The organism is Paenibacillus sp. PvR098, from assembly GCF_017833255.1.
GTDB lineage: Bacteria > Bacillota > Bacilli > Paenibacillales > NBRC-103111 > Paenibacillus_G.
In genome coordinates, this window is the sequence record NZ_JAFIBU010000001.1 from 2,996,597 (window position 1) to 3,020,037 (window position 23,441).

At 51.2% G+C, this 23,441-nt stretch carries 23 protein-coding genes, 1 tRNA gene and 1 pseudogene; all 25 read right to left on the reverse strand.

Going from position 1 to position 23,441, the window contains the following annotated elements:
* Positions 1-30: 30 nt before the first annotated feature.
* The 25 genes and pseudogenes from JOE45_RS14890 to veg all read right to left on the reverse strand — a co-directional run bounded on the left by JOE45_RS14890 (position 31) and on the right by veg (position 23,411).
* On the reverse strand, positions 31-942 hold the full coding sequence (locus JOE45_RS14890) for a serine/threonine protein kinase (protein ID WP_210019493.1): 912 nt from the start codon (positions 940-942) through the stop codon (positions 31-33).
* On the reverse strand, positions 926-1,705 hold the full coding sequence (locus JOE45_RS14895; RefSeq protein ID WP_481856105.1) for a vWA domain-containing protein: 780 nt from the start codon (positions 1,703-1,705) through the stop codon (positions 926-928). The genes JOE45_RS14890 and JOE45_RS14895 overlap by 17 nt, the downstream gene beginning before the upstream one ends.
* A gap of 143 nt (positions 1,706-1,848) precedes the next feature.
* Complete coding sequence (spoIIE, locus tag JOE45_RS14900) at positions 1,849-4,344, reverse strand: stage II sporulation protein E (RefSeq protein ID WP_210019491.1); 2,496 nt, start codon at positions 4,342-4,344, stop codon at positions 1,849-1,851.
* 344 nt (positions 4,345-4,688) lie between these two features.
* Positions 4,689-4,762, reverse strand: a tRNA-Met gene (locus JOE45_RS14905).
* 126 nt (positions 4,763-4,888) lie between these two features.
* Entirely contained in the window at positions 4,889-5,383 is a 495-nt protein-coding gene (locus JOE45_RS14910) for a S1 domain-containing RNA-binding protein (RefSeq protein ID WP_210019490.1), read from the reverse strand.
* 119 nt (positions 5,384-5,502) lie between these two features.
* Entirely contained in the window at positions 5,503-5,832 is a 330-nt protein-coding gene (locus JOE45_RS14915; protein WP_210019489.1) for an FtsB family cell division protein, read from the reverse strand.
* A 39-nt stretch (positions 5,833-5,871) separates the two neighbouring features.
* Positions 5,872-6,453: a spore cortex biosynthesis protein YabQ gene (yabQ, locus tag JOE45_RS14920; RefSeq protein WP_210019488.1), complete on the reverse strand. Its 582-nt coding sequence runs from the start codon at positions 6,451-6,453 to the stop codon at positions 5,872-5,874.
* On the reverse strand, positions 6,450-6,725 hold the full coding sequence (gene yabP, locus JOE45_RS14925) for a sporulation protein YabP (RefSeq protein ID WP_245247331.1): 276 nt from the start codon (positions 6,723-6,725) through the stop codon (positions 6,450-6,452). Before yabP ends, yabQ begins: the two co-directional genes overlap by 4 nt.
* 175 nt (positions 6,726-6,900) lie before the next feature.
* On the reverse strand, positions 6,901-7,179 hold the full coding sequence (locus tag JOE45_RS14930) for an RNA-binding S4 domain-containing protein (RefSeq protein ID WP_210019486.1): 279 nt from the start codon (positions 7,177-7,179) through the stop codon (positions 6,901-6,903).
* 2 nt (positions 7,180-7,181) lie between these two features.
* On the reverse strand, positions 7,182-7,454 hold the full coding sequence (locus JOE45_RS14935; protein ID WP_210019485.1) for an HU family DNA-binding protein: 273 nt from the start codon (positions 7,452-7,454) through the stop codon (positions 7,182-7,184).
* A gap of 78 nt (positions 7,455-7,532) precedes the next feature.
* On the reverse strand, positions 7,533-9,041 hold the full coding sequence (yabN, locus tag JOE45_RS14940) for a bifunctional methyltransferase/pyrophosphohydrolase YabN (RefSeq protein ID WP_210019484.1): 1,509 nt from the start codon (positions 9,039-9,041) through the stop codon (positions 7,533-7,535).
* Positions 9,042-9,079: 38 nt separating this feature from the next.
* Positions 9,080-10,795: a polysaccharide biosynthesis protein gene (locus JOE45_RS14945; protein WP_348632602.1), complete on the reverse strand. Its 1,716-nt coding sequence runs from the start codon at positions 10,793-10,795 to the stop codon at positions 9,080-9,082.
* Between the two features lie 168 nt (positions 10,796-10,963).
* Positions 10,964-11,506 carry a stage V sporulation protein T gene (gene spoVT, locus JOE45_RS14950; protein ID WP_210019483.1) on the reverse strand — a complete coding sequence of 181 codons (543 nt, stop codon included), beginning with the start codon at positions 11,504-11,506 and terminating at the stop codon, positions 10,964-10,966.
* Between the two features lie 230 nt (positions 11,507-11,736).
* Positions 11,737-12,810, reverse strand: a complete 1,074-nt coding sequence (locus tag JOE45_RS14955; RefSeq protein ID WP_210019482.1) for a peptidylprolyl isomerase — start codon at positions 12,808-12,810, stop codon at positions 11,737-11,739.
* Positions 12,797-16,321: a transcription-repair coupling factor gene (gene mfd, locus JOE45_RS14960; protein ID WP_210019481.1), complete on the reverse strand. Its 3,525-nt coding sequence runs from the start codon at positions 16,319-16,321 to the stop codon at positions 12,797-12,799. The genes JOE45_RS14955 and mfd overlap by 14 nt, the downstream gene beginning before the upstream one ends.
* Before the next feature lie 105 nt (positions 16,322-16,426).
* Entirely contained in the window at positions 16,427-16,657 is a 231-nt protein-coding gene (fin, locus tag JOE45_RS14965) for an anti-sigma-F factor Fin (RefSeq protein ID WP_210019480.1), read from the reverse strand.
* A gap of 154 nt (positions 16,658-16,811) precedes the next feature.
* Positions 16,812-17,372, reverse strand: a complete 561-nt coding sequence (gene pth, locus JOE45_RS14970) for an aminoacyl-tRNA hydrolase (RefSeq protein WP_210019479.1) — start codon at positions 17,370-17,372, stop codon at positions 16,812-16,814.
* A gap of 201 nt (positions 17,373-17,573) precedes the next feature.
* Positions 17,574-18,215 (reverse strand): 50S ribosomal protein L25, encoded by a 642-nt coding sequence (locus JOE45_RS14975; protein ID WP_210019478.1) that lies wholly within the window; start codon positions 18,213-18,215, stop codon positions 17,574-17,576.
* 106 nt (positions 18,216-18,321) lie between these two features.
* Positions 18,322-19,728: a bifunctional UDP-N-acetylglucosamine diphosphorylase/glucosamine-1-phosphate N-acetyltransferase GlmU gene (gene glmU, locus JOE45_RS14980; RefSeq protein ID WP_280874970.1), complete on the reverse strand. Its 1,407-nt coding sequence runs from the start codon at positions 19,726-19,728 to the stop codon at positions 18,322-18,324.
* A 139-nt stretch (positions 19,729-19,867) separates the two neighbouring features.
* On the reverse strand, positions 19,868-20,152 hold the full coding sequence (spoVG, locus tag JOE45_RS14985) for a septation regulator SpoVG (protein ID WP_210019477.1): 285 nt from the start codon (positions 20,150-20,152) through the stop codon (positions 19,868-19,870).
* Between the two features lie 122 nt (positions 20,153-20,274).
* The gene (locus JOE45_RS14990) at positions 20,275-20,664 is read right to left on the reverse strand and encodes a RidA family protein (protein WP_210019476.1); all 390 of its coding nucleotides are present in this window, start codon (positions 20,662-20,664) and stop codon (positions 20,275-20,277) included.
* Between the two features lie 7 nt (positions 20,665-20,671).
* Positions 20,672-21,514 carry a pur operon repressor gene (purR, locus tag JOE45_RS14995; RefSeq protein ID WP_210019475.1) on the reverse strand — a complete coding sequence of 281 codons (843 nt, stop codon included), beginning with the start codon at positions 21,512-21,514 and terminating at the stop codon, positions 20,672-20,674.
* A 136-nt stretch (positions 21,515-21,650) separates the two neighbouring features.
* On the reverse strand, positions 21,651-22,505 hold the full coding sequence (ispE, locus tag JOE45_RS15000; protein WP_210019474.1) for a 4-(cytidine 5'-diphospho)-2-C-methyl-D-erythritol kinase: 855 nt from the start codon (positions 22,503-22,505) through the stop codon (positions 21,651-21,653).
* Between the two features lie 292 nt (positions 22,506-22,797).
* Positions 22,798-22,977: pseudogene (locus tag JOE45_RS15005) on the reverse strand (small, acid-soluble spore protein, alpha/beta type); the annotation flags it as partial.
* 161 nt (positions 22,978-23,138) lie between these two features.
* Complete coding sequence (veg, locus tag JOE45_RS15010; protein ID WP_210019473.1) at positions 23,139-23,411, reverse strand: biofilm formation stimulator Veg; 273 nt, start codon at positions 23,409-23,411, stop codon at positions 23,139-23,141.
* Between the last annotated feature and the right edge of the window lie 30 nt (positions 23,412-23,441).

Below are 23,441 nucleotides of genomic sequence, written 5' to 3' on the forward strand. Positions count from 1 at the left end.
CTTTATTACCCACTTCCGTACGAGTTGCCCCTACTGCCAAACCAAATAAACGGTCGTTCCGAATAGAATTAATGAGGCGGCAAAGCATAACTTAATCCAATCGCCCTTGACCGGCTTTTTACGTACCTTCTGGTCCCCCAGACTGCGGGCCCGCCAATCGGCCAGCATCTGCTTCGAGCTCTCGTACCGCCCTGTAAGCGCCTTGCGGAGCATGGGAGCTGCCGGTGCCAGCTGTGGACGCTCCTTCAGCAGCTCAAACAGCCATTCTACGCTTCGGTTTTGTGGCAAGATTGAGATCGCGCCTTGAAACTTCCGTTCCCGATCGGTCACTTGAAGCAGCAGCACCGCAAAGGAAAACAAATCATAGCCTTCATCCGCCGTTCGCGACCCGGCGTTCCAAAACCCGCGGTCATATACCTCCGTAAACTGTTTAACGGCCCGCCCTTTGGACGTCACCCCTCCGAAGTCGATCAGTTCCACTTCGCCGTATCCTGTAATGATCATATTCTCGGCTTTCAGGTCCCCGAACACAAAGCCGCTTGCGTGGAGCTCCGACAGCTTGCGCAGTAAATTCAGGCCGATCAGAGGAATCCAATCCGTTCCGCATTGCTTGATAAATTCAGTGAGAGATTTTCCTTTTATATAACGCATCACACAGAAAGGGTAATCGATGCCCTCTCGTGAAAAATCATCCGCTTCAACGAGCATATCCTGGAAAGAAGTCGACGATTTAGATAACGCCTTGAGCGCGTTGACTTCCGATTGGTGATCCACTGGATCGAATCCTACTTTGAGCGCATACAATTGCTTGCGCCGGCTCACCAGAAACACTTTGCCGTTCTCCCCTTCGCCAAGCAGACGCTCAACACGGTATTGATTCTTGTTCCACTTGCCACGGATCCTGGTTTCCACAGGTATTGCAAGCTCAAACGACGTAGTCACTGAGTATCCCTTCCTCGCTTGGTTTCACGGTCCCACTTTTCTTGGAAAGGCCGACCGCTGCATCAGTCGCTCTCCCCTTGTTATCATCGGCATTCCCATTCATAAATTGAACCACTTTCAGCAAAGCAGGACCTGTGGGCGTCGTTCCCTTCATGTTTAATTTATAGAACAACCGATTCAGATTTGCAAGCTCGTTTGTCCAATCGAGGTCCATCACGATTTCCTGGTCGCCGGATACGTTTCCTGGAAAATGGAAGACCGATATTAAGCTTTCGCCCATTCGTGACTGCAAGCTGAGCTGCAGATCAACTATAGCCTCTTTCACCGCTTGAAGCTTTGGCTTCATGCTAGCGCTTGTGTCAATCAATAAGGCCACCTTCAAGCTCGCTGTCTCCGTCAAATCTTCGATAACCCGTACCACCTCGGACCGATGCTCCGGCGGCAGCGCTTCAATCTTGGAATGCCCCAAAATGCTGCGAAGCTCCTGACCTACGACTTGCTGAATGGTCTGAGTGACCGTCTTGCGTGTCATCATCTGCACTGTTGGAGACAGCTGCGAAGGCTGAACCACACGGCTCATCCCTCCGCCCGCCGCAGCGATTTCGCCAATCTCGGCTTCCGCCGAATCATCGGTCTCACCAGCATGCAGCACGCCGACCACATGAACGACAATGCCTTCCGCCTTGGCATGCGCCGCCGCTATGACCGGACTGATCCCAACGTTGGAACACCCGTCCGTGACGAGAATAATTTGCTTCATAATTCCGTCCTCCCTTCTATCTATTACCTATCTTTTCCAGTAGGGAGATTTCTAAACTTTGAATGACACAAAAAAAAGGGGGACGCCTGATCATCAGTACAGCCACCGGCCATACCTGAAGAGCAGAGGATCCCCAGTTGAAAGGATTAACTAACCGTCTTCGGTCGCTCGACACGCTGCATCCCCGGCCAGCGGAAGGTGGCCCATTCCGGTTGGAATTTTTCCACGCGCGCTACGACCACTGTCATATCATCGTAGATTTCCCCCTGGTGATACCTCACCACCCGCTCGAGCAAAATATCCGCAAAGTCCTGCGGACTGTCCGCTTCAATCTCGGAGATCACCCGCTTCATCCACATTTCTTTGTTGACGGCATGACCCGGCGCATCGTAGATGCCGTCCGTCATCATGATCAAGATGTCCCCATGCTTCAGGGGGACGCTCACGAGATCAATATCGATATCGTCCACAATCCCTACGGGCAAATTGTTCGCCGTCACCGGAATGACGTCATTCCCCCTTTTAATAAAGCTTGGCGTAGAACCGATCTTCATAAACGTCGTATTCGCGCTGTACTGATCAATCAGGGCCACATCCACAGTGGCAAACACTTCGTCCGACGAGCGAAGCATCAGAATCGAATTGAGAGATTTGATCGCCAGCTTCTCGTCCATGCCGGATTGCAGCAGCTGCTGCAAAATCGAAAGCGCCGTGCTGCTTTCCGCGCGCGCCCGCTCTCCGTTGCCCATGCCGTCGCTAAGCGCCACCGCAAATTTGCCGTTGCCCAGCTCCACCGTGCTGAAGCTGTCTCCGGATAACAAATCGCCGCCCTTGGCTGCCCCGGCGATCCCCGTTTCCACCTCGTATTCCTTCGCGGATCCGAACAATACCGTGCTGTATCCCTCTTTTCTTTCGAGCATCTGCTCGTTTTTCACTGCAATGTTTTCACCCAGAATATCGGAAAGCAGTGGGGCAATAATTTTACGGCACTCATCATATCCTTTCGTATATTGATGGATGATCTCAATTTCCACGTTCCCTTCATCCAGACTGATGACATCAATGCTGTGAATGGACAAGCCCAACTCCTCCAAAGCGCTGCGAATCTGCTCCTCCTGCATGAAGAGCTCTTGGCCTTCCCGCTTAATTTCCTTCGCCAGATCTTCCATTACCTGAGAGACGCCGGACAACTGCTCCGCGACAAGCTGACGGCTGTCGATGATTTGCTTTTTCCAATGCTGATCATTCTTGTATTTACCATACTGCTGCTTCATCACCTCCAGCACCTGATCCGGCTTGATGCACTGCTTCTTCCATTCCGGCAGCAAATCTTTGCGTGTCATGTTCTCGCGCAATTCTACTTCTGTCATCATATCCGTTATAAATTTATACGTTTGATAAAATTTATCATCCCAGCACTGCTGCCGTTTCCAGCACGAAGCACATGTTTTTTCCGCCACGGAATTCATGAAGTGCCCGACCTCTTCCTCCCTGCGCAGCGGCTGTGCATCCACCGTAATTTGCTTGAAGCTGCGCGATAGCTGACGGAATACTTCGGAGAATTGCTCGACGCGGCTCGCCGTTACGTCGCGAACCCTGCGGGCATAATCTTGCTGCGACTTCAAATTCTCTTGGGTCCCCGGCACATATTTGGCTAGAGTTTGAATCACTCCCTTTGGCGTGAGTAGGAACAGCGCAACCGCAGCAACCGACTCCCAGGTAGAGCTCATCACCTGAGCTTGGTTGCCCAGATAGACAGACAATATAGAGGAGCCCAGCAGCATGCCCAGCGCTACCGCCATCCTGTTGCCTTCTTTGAGCAAGCCGGCCAGCATCCCGGCAAAAGCGAGCAAGCTCATCTGATAAATCGCGCTGGAGCTGGCCAAGCTGAGAATAAGCCCAGAAATGACTCCCACCGACGCCCCGAGAGGCGCTCCCCCTACAAGTGCGAACAACAGGATCAAATACCGTGAAAACACATGCTCTAGTGTCACTGGACCAATCAACCATCCAACCGTCCCCGTCATCACGGACGCCAGCAAAATAATGAGACAAATCACCTCTTCGTTCTTTAAGCTGTAATTTTTGCGTGATAAGGTAAACACCGGTATGGCCTGCAAAAAAATATGAGTCAAAATCAGGCTGAGCGTAGATTCGATACCGATCATCATTAAGGTGTACCAAGAGAGCTCCGCAGAAGCGAGCTGCGAGAACAACTGCACAAAGAATGTGGCCGCAAACACAATGACAGGTGCGTACGAAATGTCTGACTTCTCAAATCGCTCCACTCCTCTTTGAATGAGAAGAAACACAATCATGGAGGCCACAAGATAGCCGGCATGCGCGGGTTCTGTAGAGAACAAACTGCCGGCGGTCAGGAATAGGCCTGACCAGAAAAGCAACTCCCGCCTCAGGAAGTACGTCACTGCGAAGAAGGCGAGGGCAAACGGCGCAAGCTGTTCCAGGATCATAGCCCGACCCAGCAGAAACGCCATCACGAGAAGCAGAATGGACCATTTCTTAGCGACGAGCGATTGAACCAACCGGTTCTCTACAATGACCTTAGAAACAGATTGCCTAATTCGCTGCATACATCCCGACCATACCGTTCCCATTTGAGAAAAAACTTTACGTTTGTGCATATTTTCATTACACCACCCATAAACTATTAGTGGTTCCTAGTATACGGGGTGCTTTGTGGAAAGTTTGTCAGAATGAGTTGGTAGATTCAAAGTTTTTTCCGACAAAAAGGAGCTCGTCCGCGAATCCTGTGAAAGCGCTGTTTTTACTATATTTGTAAGTTGATTTTACGATGAGTTCGGTTAGTCTTCCACACCTGTTCGCCTTTGTGTTCGCCGCGGACAAACACTCTTTGAGTTACAACCTGTCGACATCGGGAAGCAGGGATGGACGATCCGACAAATACAGTACGAATACGCAAAAAAAGATCCGGTCCCACTTCCGAGGGACCGGATCTTTATCTTTATAGCGGCAGAGGGGATCGAACCCCCGACCTTACGGGTATGAACCGTACGCTCTAGCCAGCTGAGCTACGCCGCCGCAACAAGCATGAGTATATAATAGCGGGAAAGGACTTGTCAAGTACCGGTCTCGAGAAGCCTCATCTGAATGTAAAAAAGCCGTTCAGACTTCATCAGTCGAACAGCTTCGATGATCGTTTCCTACTTAGTCTCGACGCGCACCACGACCTCCACGCTTACCCTCGGTGTTCTTCTTAAGGGAAGAAATGCGGTCCTCGCTGTCTTTTAAGAAACGAGCCATTTTATCTTCAAAGGTAGGCTTACCTGCAGGAGGTTTACCACCACGGCCTCCACGATCTCCACGGCCAAAGCCTCCACGGTCTCCACGGCCAGCGCCGGGACCTCCGCGATCTCCTTGCCTTTCGAAACGAGCGGGCCTTGTCGGCGGAGCAGCATCAACCGGACGATCCACCGATTGCTTGATGGATAAACCGATTTTACCGTCTTTGTCGACATTAATCACTTTCACGGTAACGATATCGTTCAGCTTCAGATGATCGTTGACATCCTTGACATAGTTGTCCGCAATCTCCGAGATGTGAACAAGGCCAGTAACCCCCTCGGAAAGCTCAACGAACGCCCCAAAGTGAGTAATGCCTGTTACTTTTCCTTCCAGCTTGCTGCCCACTTCAATTGCCATAAAGTAAACTGTTCCTCCCTCAAATAGTTAGCAGTGCAAAACAATAATGAAGCTAAGCAGATTATAACTTATGGAGAAAATACGGTCAATACAAGGCTTCAGACCATCATTTGCTTGGGTTATTTCTGTGGCGGCTTCGGGGTATAAAATAATGTTTCTCCTTGCTTTACATAGTGCAGCTCTTTACGAATTTTCTGCTCTACGTATTCTGGATCATTGAGCCTTGCGATTTCGCGCTGCAAGCCGTCATTGGTCTGCTGCGACTCCGCCTGTTTTTGTTCTAGAGTGCTTACCTTCTCTTTCCGGTCGCTGATTTTGCCCATCTGGTCCCAAAGGGTGATGCCGGCCCAACTCAAAAAGCAAGCTAGCATCAGCAGCACAAAGCGGCGTCGACGATACGAGCCTTTATTTTGCGGCTCACTATGATTTGCTTTAGAGGTTGCCTGCATGAACCTTGAATCCTCCCAAGTCTCGATAAGAACAAATTCTTATCTGAATCTTTCCAGCCAAGCTGCGACGGTTGTTACGATGCGCTTCATCCATGCGGGAACGGCAATTCGATCGCGAATCCACCGGCCAAGCGGCCTTACCAGCCATAGCAGCAATTTCCACACAGGATAACACAATTGTATCACAGTTTTATAAAGGAAAATAGCCACCGCAAGGAAAAATCCTAAAAAGATCATCAAAAGCCGATAAAATCCAATCATCGGTTTGATAATAAAGAGTTCAATCATACGCTTTCCGATACGTATAGCGGCAAGCACAATACGAATCATAAGCCGTATTACCCAAATCACGCTACGGCTAAACATCAAAAAATAAACGGTAATTCCGATCCCCAGGCCAAGAAAAATAAATGGGCGAACTTCACCCCAGTTGCTCTCATACAGAAGCCTGAACACGATCAGCGTGCCGATGAACCAATACAGGAGATCCAGGACGGCTTTCAGCCAAGAGGGTACTTTCAGCTGGCCAGCAAGCACCCGGTACAGGTCGAAAAGCACTCCCAGCGCGAGCCCTCCTGCAGACATCATGCCCAGCGTCACGAATTGAATCTGCAGTGTCACTTAAACAGCTTACCGAAAAATCCCTTGGTTTTACCCTGGGAGTTTGTATCCACGTATGCCAGCTCATTTACATACCCTTCGATTGCGACCAAGCCTTGCTCAAGACTTAAATTTTTGATATGTAAATTTTGCCCTTTGATCATCAGATACCCGCACTCGGTCTCCAGTAAAAATTCCTCGCTGTCGAAGCTCTCCACATTCAGTACCCCGGATACTTCAAGCAGCTTGCGGTTGAGCATTTTGATTTCCTGGCGCTTCATCTTCCCCGGCATTTCCACCACGCACATCCCCCTCCTCAACGCTTTGAACCACCCAAAGCTTGTTTACTATAAACGTATGGGGGTCGTCCGGGCTTTAGAACTCCGAGGATGAATCTGAGGATATCCGTTCACCATGACCAAAAAGAGACCGAGCATCTGCTCAGTCTCTTTCTATCGAATCATCGGATTAGAACAAAAAATCCGATTCTTTCTTGTTCATCTCTTCCTTCAGCAGTGTGTACATCTTGGCCGCGTCTTCCTTACGGGTTGACTCGGACAACAGTTCCACACGTACGGTTACCAGCTTCTGTCCGAATTGAATGGTCAACTCGTCGCTCACCTTCACCGTGCTGCTCGGTTTGGCTTCCCGTCCGTTGATCCAGACTCGTCCTTGTTCGGACACGTCCTTCGCGACCGTGCGGCGCTTGATCAAACGGGAGAGCTTGAGGAACTTGTCAAGCCTCATTATTACTTCACCGCTTCTTTAAGCTTGTTGCCTGCTTTGAAGGCTGGAACTTTGGATTCAGGGATCGTGATTTCTTGGCCGGTTTGCGGGTTGCGGCCCGTACGTCCGGAGCGTTTACGAGTTTCGAATGTGCCGAAACCAATCAGCTGTACTTTGTCACCATTCGACAAAGCATCTGTTACTTCGCCAAGGAAGCTGTTCAATACAGATTCCACATCTTTTTTAGTCAGGCCGCTTTTTTCAGCGATGTTGTTGATCAAATCGGTTTTGTTCATGAATAAATTTTCCTCCTCTTTGAAATGACGCTAAGCTTATGTATTCTTTGTTTACCTAGGAAATTCCTGCAAGGATGCCTATTTTTTTAGAACTTTTTTTGCTTCCTGCCACAGCGATTCCATCTCTTGCAAATCAGTTTGCTCAAATGACTTACCCTTTAAACGTAAATTCGACTCAATATAGCTGAATCTGTCGAAAAATTTCCGATTGGCGTCCGCCATCGCTTCCTCGGGTTCCACCTTCAGGAATCGGGCCAGATTGACGACGGCAAACAACAGGTCGCCAAGCTCCTCCTGCTGCTCCGCTTTTCCGAATCGTTCGATCGCTTCCTTCACTTCAGCCAGCTCGGATTCGACGATCGGCAGCACCTCGTCCAAGGTACTCCAATCGAAGCCGACCCCGGCGGCTTTTTTCTGAAGCTTGTACGCCTTCATCAGCCCCGGCAACTCACGCGGAACACCGGTCAGCACGGATTGCTCGTTCAGATCTATGCCTTTGCTCCGCTTTTCTTCGTCCTTGATCTGCTGCCAGTTGCTCAGCGCCTCATCCGCATCCTCCGCCTGCTTCGAACCGAACACGTGCGGATGGCGGCGAATCAGCTTTTCATTGAGCTCCCGAATCACATCGAATACGGTAAAGGACCCTGCCTCCGCTTCGATTTGCGAATGCAGCATGATCTGAAGCAGCAAATCGCCCAATTCCTCGCACATATGATCCGGATCGTCGTCATCGATCGTTTCCAACACTTCGTAGGCTTCTTCAATCAGGTTTTTGCGCAGCGACTTGTGCGTTTGCTCGCGGTCCCACGGACACCCTTCCGGGCTTCTCAGAATGTCCACGATTTCGTGCAGACGAGCAAACGTACGGCTGCGAACATCCTCCCGATCGGTTCGCGGCACCCATACCAAGGACAAGTTTCCGTAGCCCTCTACACGGTCCAGCTCATACAAAGGCACTTCATGGACGCGCTCTTCCCCCGTCACGCCGAGCGAATGGCCGACTGTAACGGGATAGTCATCCGGATATAGTTCCATCAACGTCAGCTTCACATCGGATGCTGTATGAACATCATATACTTGCCCGATCAAGGTATGAAGCTGCGGATTCAGGCTGCTGGCTTGAAGCGAGGTGCCGTCAAGCAGCTGGAAGCCCTCAATAGGATCAAAGCCGAGCCTCAGGAAGGCCTGATCTAGAAAACTTTCGCCGCCCATCAAGCCGAGCAGCACACCCTCTGCCGCACAGCGCTCGCGGAGCAGTTGTACGGTCCTTTCGGCAACCATCGGATGGCCGGGAACAGCGTACAACACTTCCCCTGCGCCGACAGCCTGCGCCCGAGCAAGGAGTGTAGAGGCGATCGTTTCGTATACGGTATCGAATTCCGCGCTGGCTTCATATACCGAGTCGAACGTTTCATAAGTCAGTCCGTGGTGATCGAGCATCGAGACCATCGGATGCTCCCTGGTTCGCAAATATAAACCGCCGCTGAGTTCCCCCGCGGATTCAAGCTTTCTCCAAACGCCGAGCGTCAGTTGATTGGGATCCCCGGTTCCGAGGCCGACAACAGTAATTTGTGGTTGCTTAGACATATCGCAAACGCCTCCTTGAGGTTTGATGCGGCGCTCCTTTAGCGGAGCAGCCGGAGTCTGCGCAGCAGCGCAAGGGGCTTGCCCCGAAGCTTGGGCACCTGCTCCAGCTCGGCGGCTGTCACCGCGCCGAGGCGCAGAAGCGCGAGCGCGTAAGCCAGCGCGCCTGCAGCGACGCCGCCGAGCGCGATGATCGTGGCCCTGCCCCGCTCGGGCAGGGCCACGGGCAGCAGCCCGAGCAGCGGCGGAGCGCCGTGCGTCACGGCCAGCAGGCCGAGCGTCATGAAGCCGATGGCCAGCATCGGCTTCATGACGGCGCGGCCGCCCGCGGCCGTGACGCCGGCGGCGCGCAGCGCGTGCGCGAGCGCGAGGCCGCCGGCGAGCGCGTAGGCGGCCACGGCTGCCGCCGCGGCACCGGTGATGCCCAGACGCGGCACAAGCAGCACGTTCGCCGCGACCTTAACACCCGCGGCCAGCAGCAGGTACAACGCCGGCGCACGCACGGCGCCAAGTCCCTGAAGTACGCTGCCGGCAATAATATTCACTGCTGAGAATAGAGCGGTGAACGACAAAATCGCCATCGCCGCAGTACCTTCAGCACTCTTGAAGAACATCACGTTCAGCGGCTCCGCCAGCAGAGCTAGCCCAAACGATGCGGCGAGTCCGATCAGCAAGGTGTACCGCAGCGACAACTCTGCTCTGCTGCGCACCGCCGTTAGATCCCCCCGCTCCCGGGCTTCAGCCATCGCCGGAACGAGCGCTACCGACATCGAAGAAGCGATCATCGCCACCAGCTGTACGAGCGGCAGACCGTGATTATAGAGCCCGAATTGATACAGCGCCCCGGTTTCGTCATAGCCTGAAGACCGAAGCAACCTAGGGAGCGTGAAGGAATCAACTAGCGTCAAGATCGGCACAGCAATAGCGCCGAGGCAGAGCGGAATGGCATAAGCGGTTAACCGTTTCATTAGCGACCAATCCCGCTTCCACTCCCAAGAGCGGGTGGTCATGGGCTTCGCGCTCCCATTAAGCGAATTTCCAGGCATCCCTCGATCCTTTCGCCAATAGTACAGCATGACTGCAAGTCCCGCCATGGCCCCGGTAACCGAACCGAATGTGGCGCCTGCGGCGATCCATTCCGGCCCGAAACCCATACGCATAAGAACAATAAGCAGGATCAGCATCGTACTGACCCTTACAGCTTGTTCCATAACCTGCGACCAAGCCGTCGGAGCCATATGTTGAAAGCCTTGATAATATCCACGCAGACAGGACATCATCGGCACAAACAGCAGCGCAAACGAGACGCTGCGGATCGCCTCGGCGGTCTGCGAGGCTCCGATCCATCTCCCAATCGTATCAGCCCTGAAATACAACAGCAGGAAAAAGCCTACGCCTGTCCCCATCAGAACAACCGAAGCTACACGAAGCACACGGCGTGCCTCCTCATAGCGCCGATCCGCTGCATACTCAGCCACAAATTTGGAAATGACCAGTGGGAACCCGGCTGTAGCCAAGAACAAAATTAAAATATAGAGCGGATATACCGCGTTATAAATGCCAAACACCGCATCACCAGCCAAATTCTGCAGAGGAATTTTCTGCAGGGTTCCGATCAGCTTAGATATAACGGCAGCGGCCCCCAACAAGGCGGCGCCTTTGAGCAGTGTGGAGCCAGTGCGTTCCCTATCGGTGCTCAGCTCCAGATCGAGCGCCTTCCCCCTCCCCTTTCTTCCGATGCTCTCCCTCTCCTTTATGCCGTACCGCCCTTACAGCTCGGTTTAGTGGCCCTCTCAACGCCAACATTATACCGCACTCGCCGTTCTTTTCCAAAAGCAAGCAAAAAAGCTTCCCGATTTCCCTTCAAGAGAATCCATCAGGAAGCTAATCTTTCAGTTGCTTGCGGGTAGACCTTCAGCCGCACATTACTGTTCCATTTGTTTCGCGAGAAAGCCGGCAGCTGTTTCCGCCATTTTGAGCTCCATTTGGCCCATCGTCACATTCTCATCTTTACTGACCAGAATCACCGCTCCGATCGGGTCTCCACCTGCCACAATCGGCGCAATAACATAGGAACTGTATGTTTCGCTTAGATCCTTAGAGATTTCATAAGTTCCGCCGCTGCTTTCCATGGAAGTTTTCCGGTTGTCCATGCATTGCTCCACGAGAACCCCAATCGGCTTGTCCAAATATTCCTTCTTAGAACCGCCGGCCACCGCAATCATGGTGTCACGGTCCGTTATCATTATAATGTGGCCTGTGCTTTCAAATAGCGATTCGGCATACTCTTTAGCAAAATCACCCAGTTCGCCGATCGGAGAGTATTTCTTAAGGATGACTTCTCCGTCACGGTCTACAAATATTTCGAGAGGATCCCCTTCCCGAATGCGCAGCGTACGGCGAATCTCCTTCGGGATGACGACCCTGCCAAGATCGTCTATGCGACGAACGATTCCAGTTGCTTTCATATTTCTAGATGCCTCGCTTTCCTTGAGAGTTAGATACAGACTGGACTCTATTTTATGCCAATGGAGGGAATTGAACTATCCATAGTATTCTTCGATTCCCAAGGGGTTATACATCTGCTTGATCCTTGCGGTCGCCGGTGCATTATGTAAGAATGTGCCGCCGCTGTTTACATTATGTCCAAAAAAATCAAAACAAAACAGGGCACCCTTTCGGGCACCCTGGTAATATATTACTTGCCTGTTTCCGTCTGGGGCGCATCTGTTTTCGGAGCTTCCGCACCCGGCGTTTCGGCCGGTTTAGGCTCCTCCTGCTTAGGCAGATTGTTCGTCTCAATGAGCGTAGGCAGCTCTTTCTCCATAAATTCCTGAACATTGTACTGCGCTAACTCGGAGCGCAATTCCTGCTTAACTTCATCAAACGTCTTCGTTTTTCTGGCTTCAACCTTCATGACATGATAGCCGAATGACGTTTCTACCGGTTCGCTGATTTGGCCGATCGGCAGCTCAGATGCCGCCTTTTTAAATTCAGGGACCCATTGTGTAAGAGGCGCATCGGCATATTGTCCACCGTTGTCTTTAGAGCCCGGATCTTCCGAATATTCCTTCGCCAGCGCAGCAAAATCGCCGCCCTTCACCAGCTTGTCCTGCACTTCCTTCGCCCGCTGCAAAGCCTCTTCCTTCGTACGTGTCTCTTGACCTGTTGCCGGATCACTGGTACCGATCAAAATATGGCTGACCGTGGCGATATCGTATGCACTCTTGTCCTGCGCAAGCTTTTCGTCGTAAGCCGCTTGCAGCTTTGGATCGGCGACCTTATTTTCCTCCGACACGAATACCTGAATGCTCTTCTGCACGAACTCATTCAAATCCTGTTCCGTAACATGGTTATCCGTTAGCAGCTTCTCCATGCCGCCTTCCTGCATACCCATAAACCCTTTAATTTGCTCAAGCTGTTCCTTGGACTGCTTTTCGGCTTGTTCTTTAGCCTTATCGTCCGCACGGGAAGCCAGGACGTTGAACGCGACCAGTTGATTCATCATGTCCTGCTGAAACGCCGGTTCTTCTTTATACTGCGCATACTGCTGATTAAACATCATATTGACGTTTAGAAATTTATTGAATTCCTCACGCGTCACCTTGCCGCCGTCTTTATACGTTACAAGGACTTCACCCGGACTGCCTGCAGGCGCCGCCGTATCGCCTTCCTCTTTCTTGCCGCATCCTGCAGCTACACCAATAATCAATATGAGTGCGCAAAGAGCCAAAAGCCCTTTTTGCAACGGTCTCTTCTTATTTTGCCACATTCTGCAGCTCTCCCTTCGATTTCAAAACACGCTTGTATTGTTCCAAAAACCGTTCCGGCAAATCGATGGATTCCTCAGGCTTTAATCCTTTGCCTTTGAGCTCGATGATGATTTGCTGTCCTCCGATCAGCTTGATCCGATTCTCGAACTCGCCCGATAATTGAGACAGCTTCTTTTCGTCCAGATTGTCGTTCTGGCCAGGATGAAGCCGAAGCTCGTAATCCAGGCCTTTCTGCGAGATCGTCTCGATTGCATACATCGCGCCGTAGACCTTCAGCCGGGCTGCTTTAAGCAGATTAACCACGGCCTGCGGCAAATCGCCGAAACGGTCGACGAGTTCATCCTCCAGCTCCATCGCTTCATCCAAGGTTTGCACAGCCGCCACTTTCTTGTAAATCTCAATTTTCTGCACGCTGTCATAAATATAATCGCCGGGAATATAAGCGTCTAGCTGAATATCAAGCTGCGTAGACCAAACCTTGTCTTCCGTCACGGCTTCGCCGCCCATTTCCTTCTTCCGCTTATTGATCTCTTCACCCAACATCTGGGAATATAAGTCGAAGCCAACGGATGCGATAAAGCCATGCTGCTCGGCACCAAGTAAATTACCGGCCCCACGAATGGAAAGATCCCTCATAGCAATTTTAAACCCTGAACCAAGCTCTGTAAACTCTTTAATCGCTTGCAGACGTTTCTCGGCCACCTCGGTCAGCACTTTATCGCGCTGGTAGGTGAAGTAGGCGTAAGCAATCCGGTTGGAACGCCCGACCCGTCCGCGCAGCTGGTACAGCTGGGACAGCCCCATCTTGTCGGCGTCATGGACAACCAGCGTATTGACATTCGGAATATCAACTCCGGTTTCAATAATGCTCGTGCTGACGAGCACGTCATATTCACCGTCAAGAAAGTCAAGAATCGTTTTCTCCAACTCCTGCTCTGACATTTGGCCGTGAGCCACGGTCACCCTCGCATCGGGCACAAGCATTGATATTTGCTCCGCCGTTTGGGTAATTCCCTGAACGCGATTGAACAAATAATACACTTGGCCTTCGCGTGCAAGCTCCCGTTCGATCGCCTCCCGCACCAGGGACGCGCTGTATTCCACCACATATGTCTGTACGGGGAACCGGTTCTCCGGAGGCGTCTCGATGACGGACAAGTCCCGCACTCCAAGCATGGACATATGGAGCGTGCGCGGAATCGGTGTCGCCGTCAAGGTCAGCACATCCACGTTCGTTTTGAGCCGTTTCAGCTTCTCCTTGTGAGATACACCGAATCGCTGCTCCTCGTCAACGATGAGCAGACCCAAGTCTTTGAACTGGACGTCCTTCGACAACAGCCGGTGAGTACCGATTACGACATCTACCGTACCGTTCTTGATGCCCTTCATCGTCTCCGTCTGTTCCTTCTTGGAACGGAATCGGCTCAATACGTGAATATTAAACGGATAACCTGAGAATCGTTCCCTGAACGTCTCGTAATGCTGTTGAGCTAGAATCGTAGTCGGCACCAGAACCGCGACCTGTTTCCCATCGATCGCAGCCTTGAACGCTGCCCGAATAGCAACCTCCGTCTTGCCGTAGCCGACGTCGCCGCAAAGCAGCCGATCCATCGGCTGAGGCTTCTCCATGTCCTTCTTGATCTCCTGAATCGCGCGGAGCTGATCTGTTGTCTCCTCGTAAGGGAACATCCCTTCGAACTCCTGCTGATAGGCGCTGTCCGGGGTGAATCCGTACCCCGACGTTGCCTGCCGCTCTGCATAGAGCTTGATAAGGTCGTCCGCAATATCCTGCACAGAAGCGCGGGCCTTGCTCTTGACACGGTTCCAGTCGGTCCCGCCCAGCTTATATACCTTGGGCTCTTTGCCTTCCTCGGCCCCTACATACTTCTGAACATGGTCGATTTGGTCAATCGGTACCGACAGCTTATCGCCGCCGGCATACATAATGTGCAAATAATCTTTATGAATGCCGCCTACTTCCAACGTTCCTATACCAACGAATTTTCCGATTCCGTGGTTGACATGAACGACATAATCCCCGACCTTAAGCTCTTGGTAGCTTTTAATTCGCTCGGCGTTCTCAATCTTTTTGTCCACCTTGCGGGCTTTACGCTGCTTCTGGGTGAACATTTCGCCTTCCGTGATGACGACCAAATGAATACTGGGCAGCTCAAAGCCGGTCTGCAGGCTTCCGTCCACGATCTGCGGTTCTTCAATGTTATAATCTGCAAGTACCCTCTTGATGCGTTCTACCCGTTCCGCCCCGCTGGCTATCATCATGACTTGAGCTCCAGATTTTTTCCAACGATCCATTTCACTTTTGAGCAAATTCATCTGGCCATGGAAATTTTGCATCACCCGGCACATGAAATTGACGATGTTCTGCGGCGTCACCTGCTGTACTTGCCGCAGGAAAAGCGACATGTATAGCGTAGGATGAGCTTTACGGTGGAGCAGCGTCTCATACGGCTTGGACAGAACCAGCGCCGGTACGCATTTGCCGTCCTGCAGCGACGAGGTCATCCATTCAGCCTCGTCTTTCTCCAGCTGCTTGGCCGTCTCCAGCAGTCTCGCAGGCTCGTCAACAAGCAGTATTGTATCTTCCGGCATGTAATCCAGCAGCGTTTGCTGTTCCGGAAACAGCAGTGAAATGTATTTGAACATTCCTTGAAAATGCTGTCCTTCCCGAAGCTGCTCAATTTCGTGACCCATGCCTTCCAGCAGCCGGTCCTTGGCCGTACGGTCGGACATTTTGCCGACTTGCTCTTGAAGGAGCTCATATGCGTGCTGCGCCGCTGATTGTAACCGGTTTCGATCAGCTACAATTTCGCGACAAGGTAAAATGGTCAGTTCGTTTACTTTATCAATGGAGCGTTGATCTCCCGCATCGAATGATCGAATGGAATCGATCTCGATATCAAACAGCTCAATTCGATATGGATGAGGCGAAGTGAGAGGATAGAAATCGAGAATCCCTCCGCGGACGCTCATTTCCCCTTTGTTCTCAACCCGTTCCACCCGTTCATAGCCCAAGTCGACCATACGGCTTACCAATTGATCCAGCTCTACGGTCTGGCCTACTTCAATGCGGAATTGCGCTGTAGCAATGGAACCTCGGCCTGGAAGCAAACGCCGCATGCCAGCATAAGGCACGACCACTACCCCGCGGAAATCTCCCGCTAGCCTGGACAGCGCATCCACGCGCTGAGCTAGCATCTCAGGACTCGCGATCGCTGCCTCGGCAGCCAGCAGTTCTTGGGCCGGGAACAACAGCACCCGGTCACTAGGAAGCAGCTCCGCTAAATCCTCGAACATTTTTTGTGCAGAAAACATATTGTGCGTCACGACAAATAAAGGCCGCTCCAGCTCCTCATAAAGCGAAGCGAGCATGACCTGACGCGAAGAACCGGTTAACCCGGCGATTAACTGTTCCCTCATCCCTGTGCGAATACCGGCAACCACGGATTGAAAATCACTATCCGCGGCGAACGCCCGAATTAAAGCCTGCAAAACAGGACACCCCTCTCAACCCCGTAACACTAAAAAGCCTATAGCGCACTCGCTTTAGGCCCGATCCACAACCATAAGGCCGGATAGCCAAGTCGCGAAAAACCCCTATTGCAGAGGATTCGCGAGGAGCGAGAGCTCCGGATTGGCTTCCAGCGCTTCTTTGCAATAATCGCAAACCACCTTAACGGTGACATCCCCATTCGGGTTATACGATATTATATCTCTCCGTTCTTCGGGGGTCAAGAAATGGAAGCCCAGCTGATATTCGTTGACTTCTCCTTGACGAATCTCCCCAATGGACGTTTGGCAATGACGACATATGTATTTAACGGTCATGGTTCCTTCCTCCTCCCCGCTTTGTCTGGCAAAGCGGTTTTCTATAGGCAATCGCCACCGGTTACAAACCGGCAATCCATTGCCATCATACATAGTATGACCAAGATTGGAGGATATTAGCCTTGCCTTACGGCTTGCAGCCTGGAGATTCTAGCTAACCGTTAAATTTCGCCATCGTCTTTTCGAACGCATGCTCCAAAACATATTCCATAGCCTCACAGGTTTTATCCAGCACCTGAGGCATGCTCTGGAATTCTTCTTTACTGAACGGGCTCAGCACGTAATCGGCAATATCCCTGCCCGGTGCCGGACGCGAGATCCCCATCCGGATTCGATTAAACGTCTGAGAACCTAGATGCTGTATGATGGATTTGATCCCATTGTGGCCCCCTGCACTGCCTTGATATCTCAGACGAATATTGCCGAATGGCGTATCCAAATCGTCATATACCACGATCAGATCCTCCGGGGACGCTTTGTAAAAATCCATAAATGCCCGCATCGATTCACCGGACAAATTCATGTAGGTCTGCGGCTTTAAGAGAACCACCTTCTCTCCCGACACATTCCCTTCCCCTAGCAGCCCTTTGCATTTGCTCTGCGAGATCCGGATGCCGTGCTTATCGGCAAACCGGTCCAGCGCCATAAAGCCGATGTTATGCCGCGTCATTTCATACTGCCGCCCCGGGTTGCCGAGGCCTACAAACCATTTCAAGCAAACCCTGCTCCTTTCACACCCTTGCAAGTCACGCCTATGGGTTAATCATACTCCAAAAAGAGCCTCAAGCCAACTTCAAATGAGATGTGTGGATTAACCCCTTCTCTCCGGCATTCCGAACAAAATACAAAAGCGTGCCGACTGTTCATCGACACGCTTCCTCTGTATATACACGGACAGCTTGTCCACCCGCACAAATTACACCGTTTTTTCCGCTTCCTCTTCTTCCTTCTCGAAAGCTCCCTCTACCTTGGCTGCAGGCTCGGTCGTCTCATCCTCCGCCTCTACTTCCTTCTGCGGCAATAGAATGGTTGCCAGCACATCGTTCTCATCGGTTTTGACCTCGACGTCAGCAGGCAGCTTGAGCTCTGATACCAGGATATTCTCGCCAATCTCCAGAGCGGCGATGTCCACCTGTAAGGCGCCTGGGATGCTCTGCGGCAAGCAGCGCACTTCAATCTCATGATTCTGGATTTGCAGAATGCCCCCGGCCTGTACACCTGCAGGGTCTCCGATAAATTCAAGGCGGACCGTCGTGGTAACGGGCTCGTCCATATTGATTTGATGAAAATCTACATGCAGCGGTTGACGACTAAACACATCGCGCTGCACTTCATTGATCATCACAGGCTGTTTACCAAATCCCGGCACATCCATATCGATAATGCCGTTTGGGTTCGTTTTCAGCAGCGAAAACAATTCCTTTTGATCGATGGCAATCGGCGTTTGCGTCACTTTTTTCCCGTAAACGATACCGGGTACTTTTCCTTGAGCACGCATCCGGTTGCGATCACCCTTCGTTCGGCCAGTACGAGCTTCCGCTTTCAACGTTGTTGCCATAGTTAAACCTCCTTCAATTTGGGCATGACCCAAGCTTCTACTAATTTACCCAATTGAAGGAGGTTCGAAACATGAAAAGGGAAATTCGTCCGTTCGTGGAGCCTAATTACAGGCGATCTTTCTTAAGCTGATCTTTCTTGTCCGCAAATTTGGTGCGAAGCTTATCGGCGTACCCTGACTTGTTAACCTGCCGCTCCCTGGCAATCGCCAGGTCACCCGCTCCCACTTCCTCCGTGATCGTAGAGCCAGCAACCACATAAGCGCCTTTACCGATTTTAACGGGAGCGATCAGATTGACGTTGCTGCCAATGAAGGCGTCCTCCTCCACTTCCGTCAGTTGTTTGTTGTAGCCGTCATAATTCACGGTAATGGCGCCGCAGCCAAAGTTTACGTTCCTTCCGATCACCGCATCCCCGATATAGCTCAGATGGGAAACCTTCACGTCATCGGCCAGTTTAGCGTTCTTAATCTCGACGAAGTCGCCGATCTTGACGTTCTTGCCGAGATCCGCACCTGGACGCAAATAAGCGAAAGGTCCAACGGTCGATCCTGCATCGGCCGACGCTTCCTGCAGCACGGAATGTTTGACCTTGACCCCGCTGCCAAGCGTGCTGTCTGTAATATCAGCCTGAGGCCCGATAACGCAGTCCTCCCCAATGACGGTTCTGCCCCTAAGGACCGACCCCGGTAAAATAACGGTATCCGCCCCAATCTGCACATCCGCTTCGATATACGTATGGGCTGGATCAATGATTGTTACACCCGCAAGCATGTGCCTCCGGTTAATGATCTGTCTCATGTCTGCTTCCGCCTGGGACAAAGCCAACCGGTCGTTGACGCCGATTGATTCCCTAATATCGCGCATAATGCAGCCCTCGATTTTATCGCCACTACCAGCCAAAATACCGATCACATCGGTAATGTAATATTCGTTCTGCGCATTGTCGTTTTTCACGGACGCGAGAGCATCGAACAATTTTCGGTTATCGAAGCAATACGTGCCCGTATTGATTTCTTGGACTTCCCTCTGCTCGTCATCGCAATCCTTCTCTTCCACAATGGCTGTCACATGGCCCTGCGTATCGCGAATGATTCGGCCATATCCACGAGGCTCCTCGATTACTGCCGTCAAAATCGTAGCAGCCGCCCCCTTCTCCTGATGGGTGCGAATCATATCCTGCAGCGTCTCTTCAGAAACGAGCGGCGTATCTCCGCAAATGACGATCGTAAGCCCGTCTTTACCTTCAAGCAGCGGTTTGGCCTGCAGTACAGCGTGACCCGTTCCGAGCTGCTTCTCCTGAAGCGCATATTCCACACGATCGCCTAGGTACGCTTGAACCGCTTCGGCCCCGTGGCCTACCACGACGACCGTTCGCGTTGTTTTTATATGTTCCAGTGCGGTGACCACATGACCGACCATAGGCTTCCCGCACACCGGGTGCAGCACTTTATACAGCTTCGATTTCATCCTCTTGCCCTGCCCTGCGGCGAGCACGATCCCCATGATATTCAAGCTCTCCATCTCCTTCGCCCCTAGTTAACCACTCTATGCTAGTATACGGGGCGGGGTCCGCATATTGCAATAATCCCAATATAACCAGCTCCGCAGACAAAAGAAAAAAGAGCCCGCGGGCTCTTTTTAGAACATAAATTTATGCTCCTTCTTCAATCACTTCTTCGTCCGTTGCAGCCCGTTCATATTCTGCTAGCACAGCCGCTTGGATCTTCTCACGGGTGGAAGAGGAAATCGGGTGAGCGATATCTCTGAATTCTCCATCCGGCGTGCGCTTGCTTGGCATAGCGACAAACATGCCGTTGTTACCGTCAATCACACGAATGTCATGCACTACAAATTCGTTATCGATGGTAATGGAAGCAATGGCTTTCATTCTGCCCTCGGAGTTTACCCGACGAAGTCTGACGTCAGTAATTTGCACCTCTAGTTCACCACCTTTTTCCATCTTGTTGACTTGAGGTATAAATTCCACATTTTAGGGCAAATTCCTGCTTCCCATCCGAATTTTTTCTGCAATTTTATAAATATTTTATCTTTTTAAAATTATTCGACATTTATCGCTGCAATCAGTTCAATTTCGACAAAAACATCCTTTGGAAGCCGTGCTACTTCCACGGTTGAACGCGCCGGCTTATGATCTCCGAAATAAGAAGCGTAGATTTCATTGACCTGACCGAATTGATTCATATCTTGGATGAAAACGGTTGCCTTTACAACATCCTGGAAAGACGCCCCCGCCGCCGCAAGCACCGCGTTTAAATTGCGAAACACTTGATGTGTTTGCTCTTCAATGCCCCCTTGAACGAGTTGGCCGTCCACGCCAAGTGGAATCTGGCCCGAAGTAAACAACAGCGATCCGACTTGAATCGCTTGTGAATAAGGACCAATAGCGGCCGGCGCCTGGTCCGTAGAAATCGATTTGATGTTCACCATTTATGTATCACTCCTCGTCATATGTATCGCCTTCGCGAAAATAATTGCCTGGCTCGACCGTGATTTGTTTGGTCTTCGGATCAACAGTGGACAGCTTGGCCAAAGATATGTAGTCCTCCACCAAATGCTCCTCCACTTCACCCGACTCGACAAATACACCGACGCCCTTTACCGTAGCCTTAAACTCCTTCAGCAAATCCATCATGCCATGGATCGTGCCGCCCACCCTCATGAAGTCATCGATAATTAATACCTTTGACTCTTCTTTAAGCGCACGCCGCGATAAAGACATCGTTTGAATCCGCTTGTTTGAACCGGAGACATAGTTAATGCTTACTGCGGAGCCTTCGGTTACTTTATTATCCCGGCGAACGATGACAACCGGCAGATTCAAATACATGGCCGTCGAGTAAGCTAATGGAATCCCTTTGGTTTCCACAGTCATGACTACGTCGATGTCTTTGCCTGCAAAGACCGAAGCGAACATTTTGCCCACTTCGTTTAATATCATCGGCTGTCCCATAATGTCGGACATATATAAATACCCGCCTGGCAGTATTCTTTCCGGCTGCTCAAGCTGCCTGCACAGTTGGTTGATAAATTGCAGGGAATGCGCTCTCGATACTTTCGGGATAAACTTGACCCCACCTGCCGCGCCCGCAAGCGTCAGAAGCTCCCCAAGACCTTCCTCTTCAAACACTTCCTTAATGATAGCCAAATCTTCGCTGATTGAGGATTTGGCGGAATTGTAGCGATCCGCGAATGTCGTCAAAGAAATCAACGTATGGGGGCGAAATAGCAAGTATTGAGTCATTTCAACCAATCTTGCGCTTCTTTTCAATTTTTTCATCGGTGAACCCCCTCCTTACGCCCAATATTAAGATAAAATCCGAATAATATAATGAAAATATAACACTTTTATACGTATTTATTCAAGTTACATCATGAAAATTATAGTGACACCAAAGTGACATAATACGCCTCCGTCAAGTTAATAGTCTTACGGCATACACGTCCTTGCAGAATCCTCTCAGCCCGTTATAGATACGGGGGACCTTCGCCTCTTTCGAAACCAGCCCGAATACGGTCGGACCGCTCCCGGACATCAGCACACCCTCCGCCCCGAGCCTCATCATGACTTCCTTCAACTGCCTTACCTCCGGGTAAAGATCCAGTGTTACCTCCTCCAGAACATTACCGAGCTCGCCGCACAGCTGCTCGAACCGCTTCTCCCGGATGGCTTCAAGCACTCCTGCAGTAGAAGGATGCTTCCGAATGGCGCTTGCCTGGAGCTTGCCGTAAATTTCCGATGTGGATACATTGATCGGAGGCTTGGCCAAAATAACCCAGCACTGCGGCGGCGATTCGATCGGTTCCAGCTTCTCGCCGCGACCCCGAGCAATCGCCGTTCCTCCGGTTACACAAAAAGGCACATCTGAACCGAGCTCTTCCCCAAGCTTCTGCAACTCCTTCATTCCGATTCCAAGCCGCCACAACCGATTCAACCCGCGCAGGGTAGCTGCGGCATCACTGCTTCCCCCTGCCAGTCCGGCGGCCACAGGGATTTTCTTATCCAAATGAATATAGACGCCCTGCCTCACGCCATACCGATCTTTGATGAGGCGAGCGGCTTGAAAAGCAAGATTTTTTTCATCCAGCGGTATGTAGCCTGCTTGACTCGATATGATGATCGTATCGCGCGGCAGCTCCTGCATTTCGATCCGGTCCGCCAGATCGACCATAGTCATGACCATCTCCACTTCATGATAGCCATCCTCGCGCTTATATAGTACATCCAAGGACAAATTGATTTTAGCCGAAGCTTTCTCGAACACCTTCATAGGACACCTTCTTTACACCTGTCTGTCTACAAAAAACACGGGCTTAACGTTCTTCTCCTAATACTATACCAAAAACGCCACAAAAAAAAGCTAAAGCCGCCTCTTGGCCGCTCTAGCTTTTCGTATGCCACAATTACTGTTTGTAGTACGTTGAATACATGGGCGTCGGAGCGGCTGCCTGCGCAGCCCCATACCGCGTCGCAAGCGATACGTTAGACTGCGCAGGCAGCATTCCTCGTACTGGAAGCATCCCCTGCCCAGAAGCCGCCACATGCGTCTGGACCTGAACCGGATTCTGCCTCTGCAACGTCCCCTCAGCAATTTGAATCGCTCGCTTTACCATATTGCCCGCATCCTTCGTTCGTATGCCGCCCCAGCCTTCACGCTGTACGGTTTCGTAGAAGCCGAGATCCTTGGCCAGCTCGTATTTAAACTCATCTGACATGATCCCTCTGCGATTTCTGCGTCCCATAACCTTACCCTCCTTCGATTTCGTTTGAAGTAGTAAGGCCTAGTATGCACCCGTTCAGAGAAATCATGCATTTCATCATGCAACCTTTTAGATGGCGGCATCGTCAATAAATACAAAAGCGAAAGCGGCTGACCGCTTTGGGCAGATCAACCGCTTATGTATTATTGATGTATAGTTATCCGCACTTCTCCATCATCGCTTTGCACCGTTACTTCAACGGATTCTGTCAATATATCTGCGTAACTGTAAGAAACGCGCTTAAAGCTCTGCTGTTCTTGATCCAGCTTTACAATAAACACGGAAGGGTAGGTTTCCTCCAATACACCGGATCGTTCGACTGTCTTGCGGCGACCGCCATTAGCTTTTAACATAATCTTTTGTCCGACATGAGGTTCCAAACTGCGTTTGATCTCCAACAGCGTATTTTTAGCCATTGATCACTACCACCTCTTTCCTTTTCAATT

Bases quoted from the DNA above. Each gene is read 5' to 3' on its own strand.
- spoIIE (WP_210019491.1), bottom strand. From the start codon at position 4,344: ATGCACAAACGTAAAGTTTTTTCTCAAATGGGAACGGTATGGTCGGGA.
- JOE45_RS14910 (WP_210019490.1), bottom strand. From the start codon at position 5,383: ATGGCAATTGAAGTGGGCAGCAAGCTGGAAGGAAAAGTAACAGGCATT.
- JOE45_RS14915 (WP_210019489.1), bottom strand. From the start codon at position 5,832: ATGCAGGCAACCTCTAAAGCAAATCATAGTGAGCCGCAAAATAAAGGC.
- yabP (WP_245247331.1), bottom strand. From the start codon at position 6,725: ATGCCGGGGAAGATGAAGCGCCAGGAAATCAAAATGCTCAACCGCAAG.
- JOE45_RS14930 (WP_210019486.1), bottom strand. From the start codon at position 7,179: ATGAGGCTTGACAAGTTCCTCAAGCTCTCCCGTTTGATCAAGCGCCGC.
- JOE45_RS14935 (WP_210019485.1), bottom strand. From the start codon at position 7,454: ATGAACAAAACCGATTTGATCAACAACATCGCTGAAAAAAGCGGCCTG.
- yabN (WP_210019484.1), bottom strand. From the start codon at position 9,041: ATGTCTAAGCAACCACAAATTACTGTTGTCGGCCTCGGAACCGGGGAT.
- spoVT (WP_210019483.1), bottom strand. From the start codon at position 11,506: ATGAAAGCAACTGGAATCGTTCGTCGCATAGACGATCTTGGCAGGGTC.
- JOE45_RS14955 (WP_210019482.1), bottom strand. From the start codon at position 12,810: ATGTGGCAAAATAAGAAGAGACCGTTGCAAAAAGGGCTTTTGGCTCTT.
- fin (WP_210019480.1), bottom strand. From the start codon at position 16,657: ATGACCGTTAAATACATATGTCGTCATTGCCAAACGTCCATTGGGGAG.
- JOE45_RS14975 (WP_210019478.1), bottom strand. From the start codon at position 18,215: ATGGCAACAACGTTGAAAGCGGAAGCTCGTACTGGCCGAACGAAGGGT.
- JOE45_RS14990 (WP_210019476.1), bottom strand. From the start codon at position 20,664: ATGGTGAACATCAAATCGATTTCTACGGACCAGGCGCCGGCCGCTATT.
- purR (WP_210019475.1), bottom strand. From the start codon at position 21,514: ATGAAAAAATTGAAAAGAAGCGCAAGATTGGTTGAAATGACTCAATAC.
- ispE (WP_210019474.1), bottom strand. From the start codon at position 22,505: ATGAAGGTGTTCGAGAAAGCTTCGGCTAAAATCAATTTGTCCTTGGAT.
- veg (WP_210019473.1), bottom strand. From the start codon at position 23,411: ATGGCTAAAAATACGCTGTTGGAGATCAAACGCAGTTTGGAACCTCAT.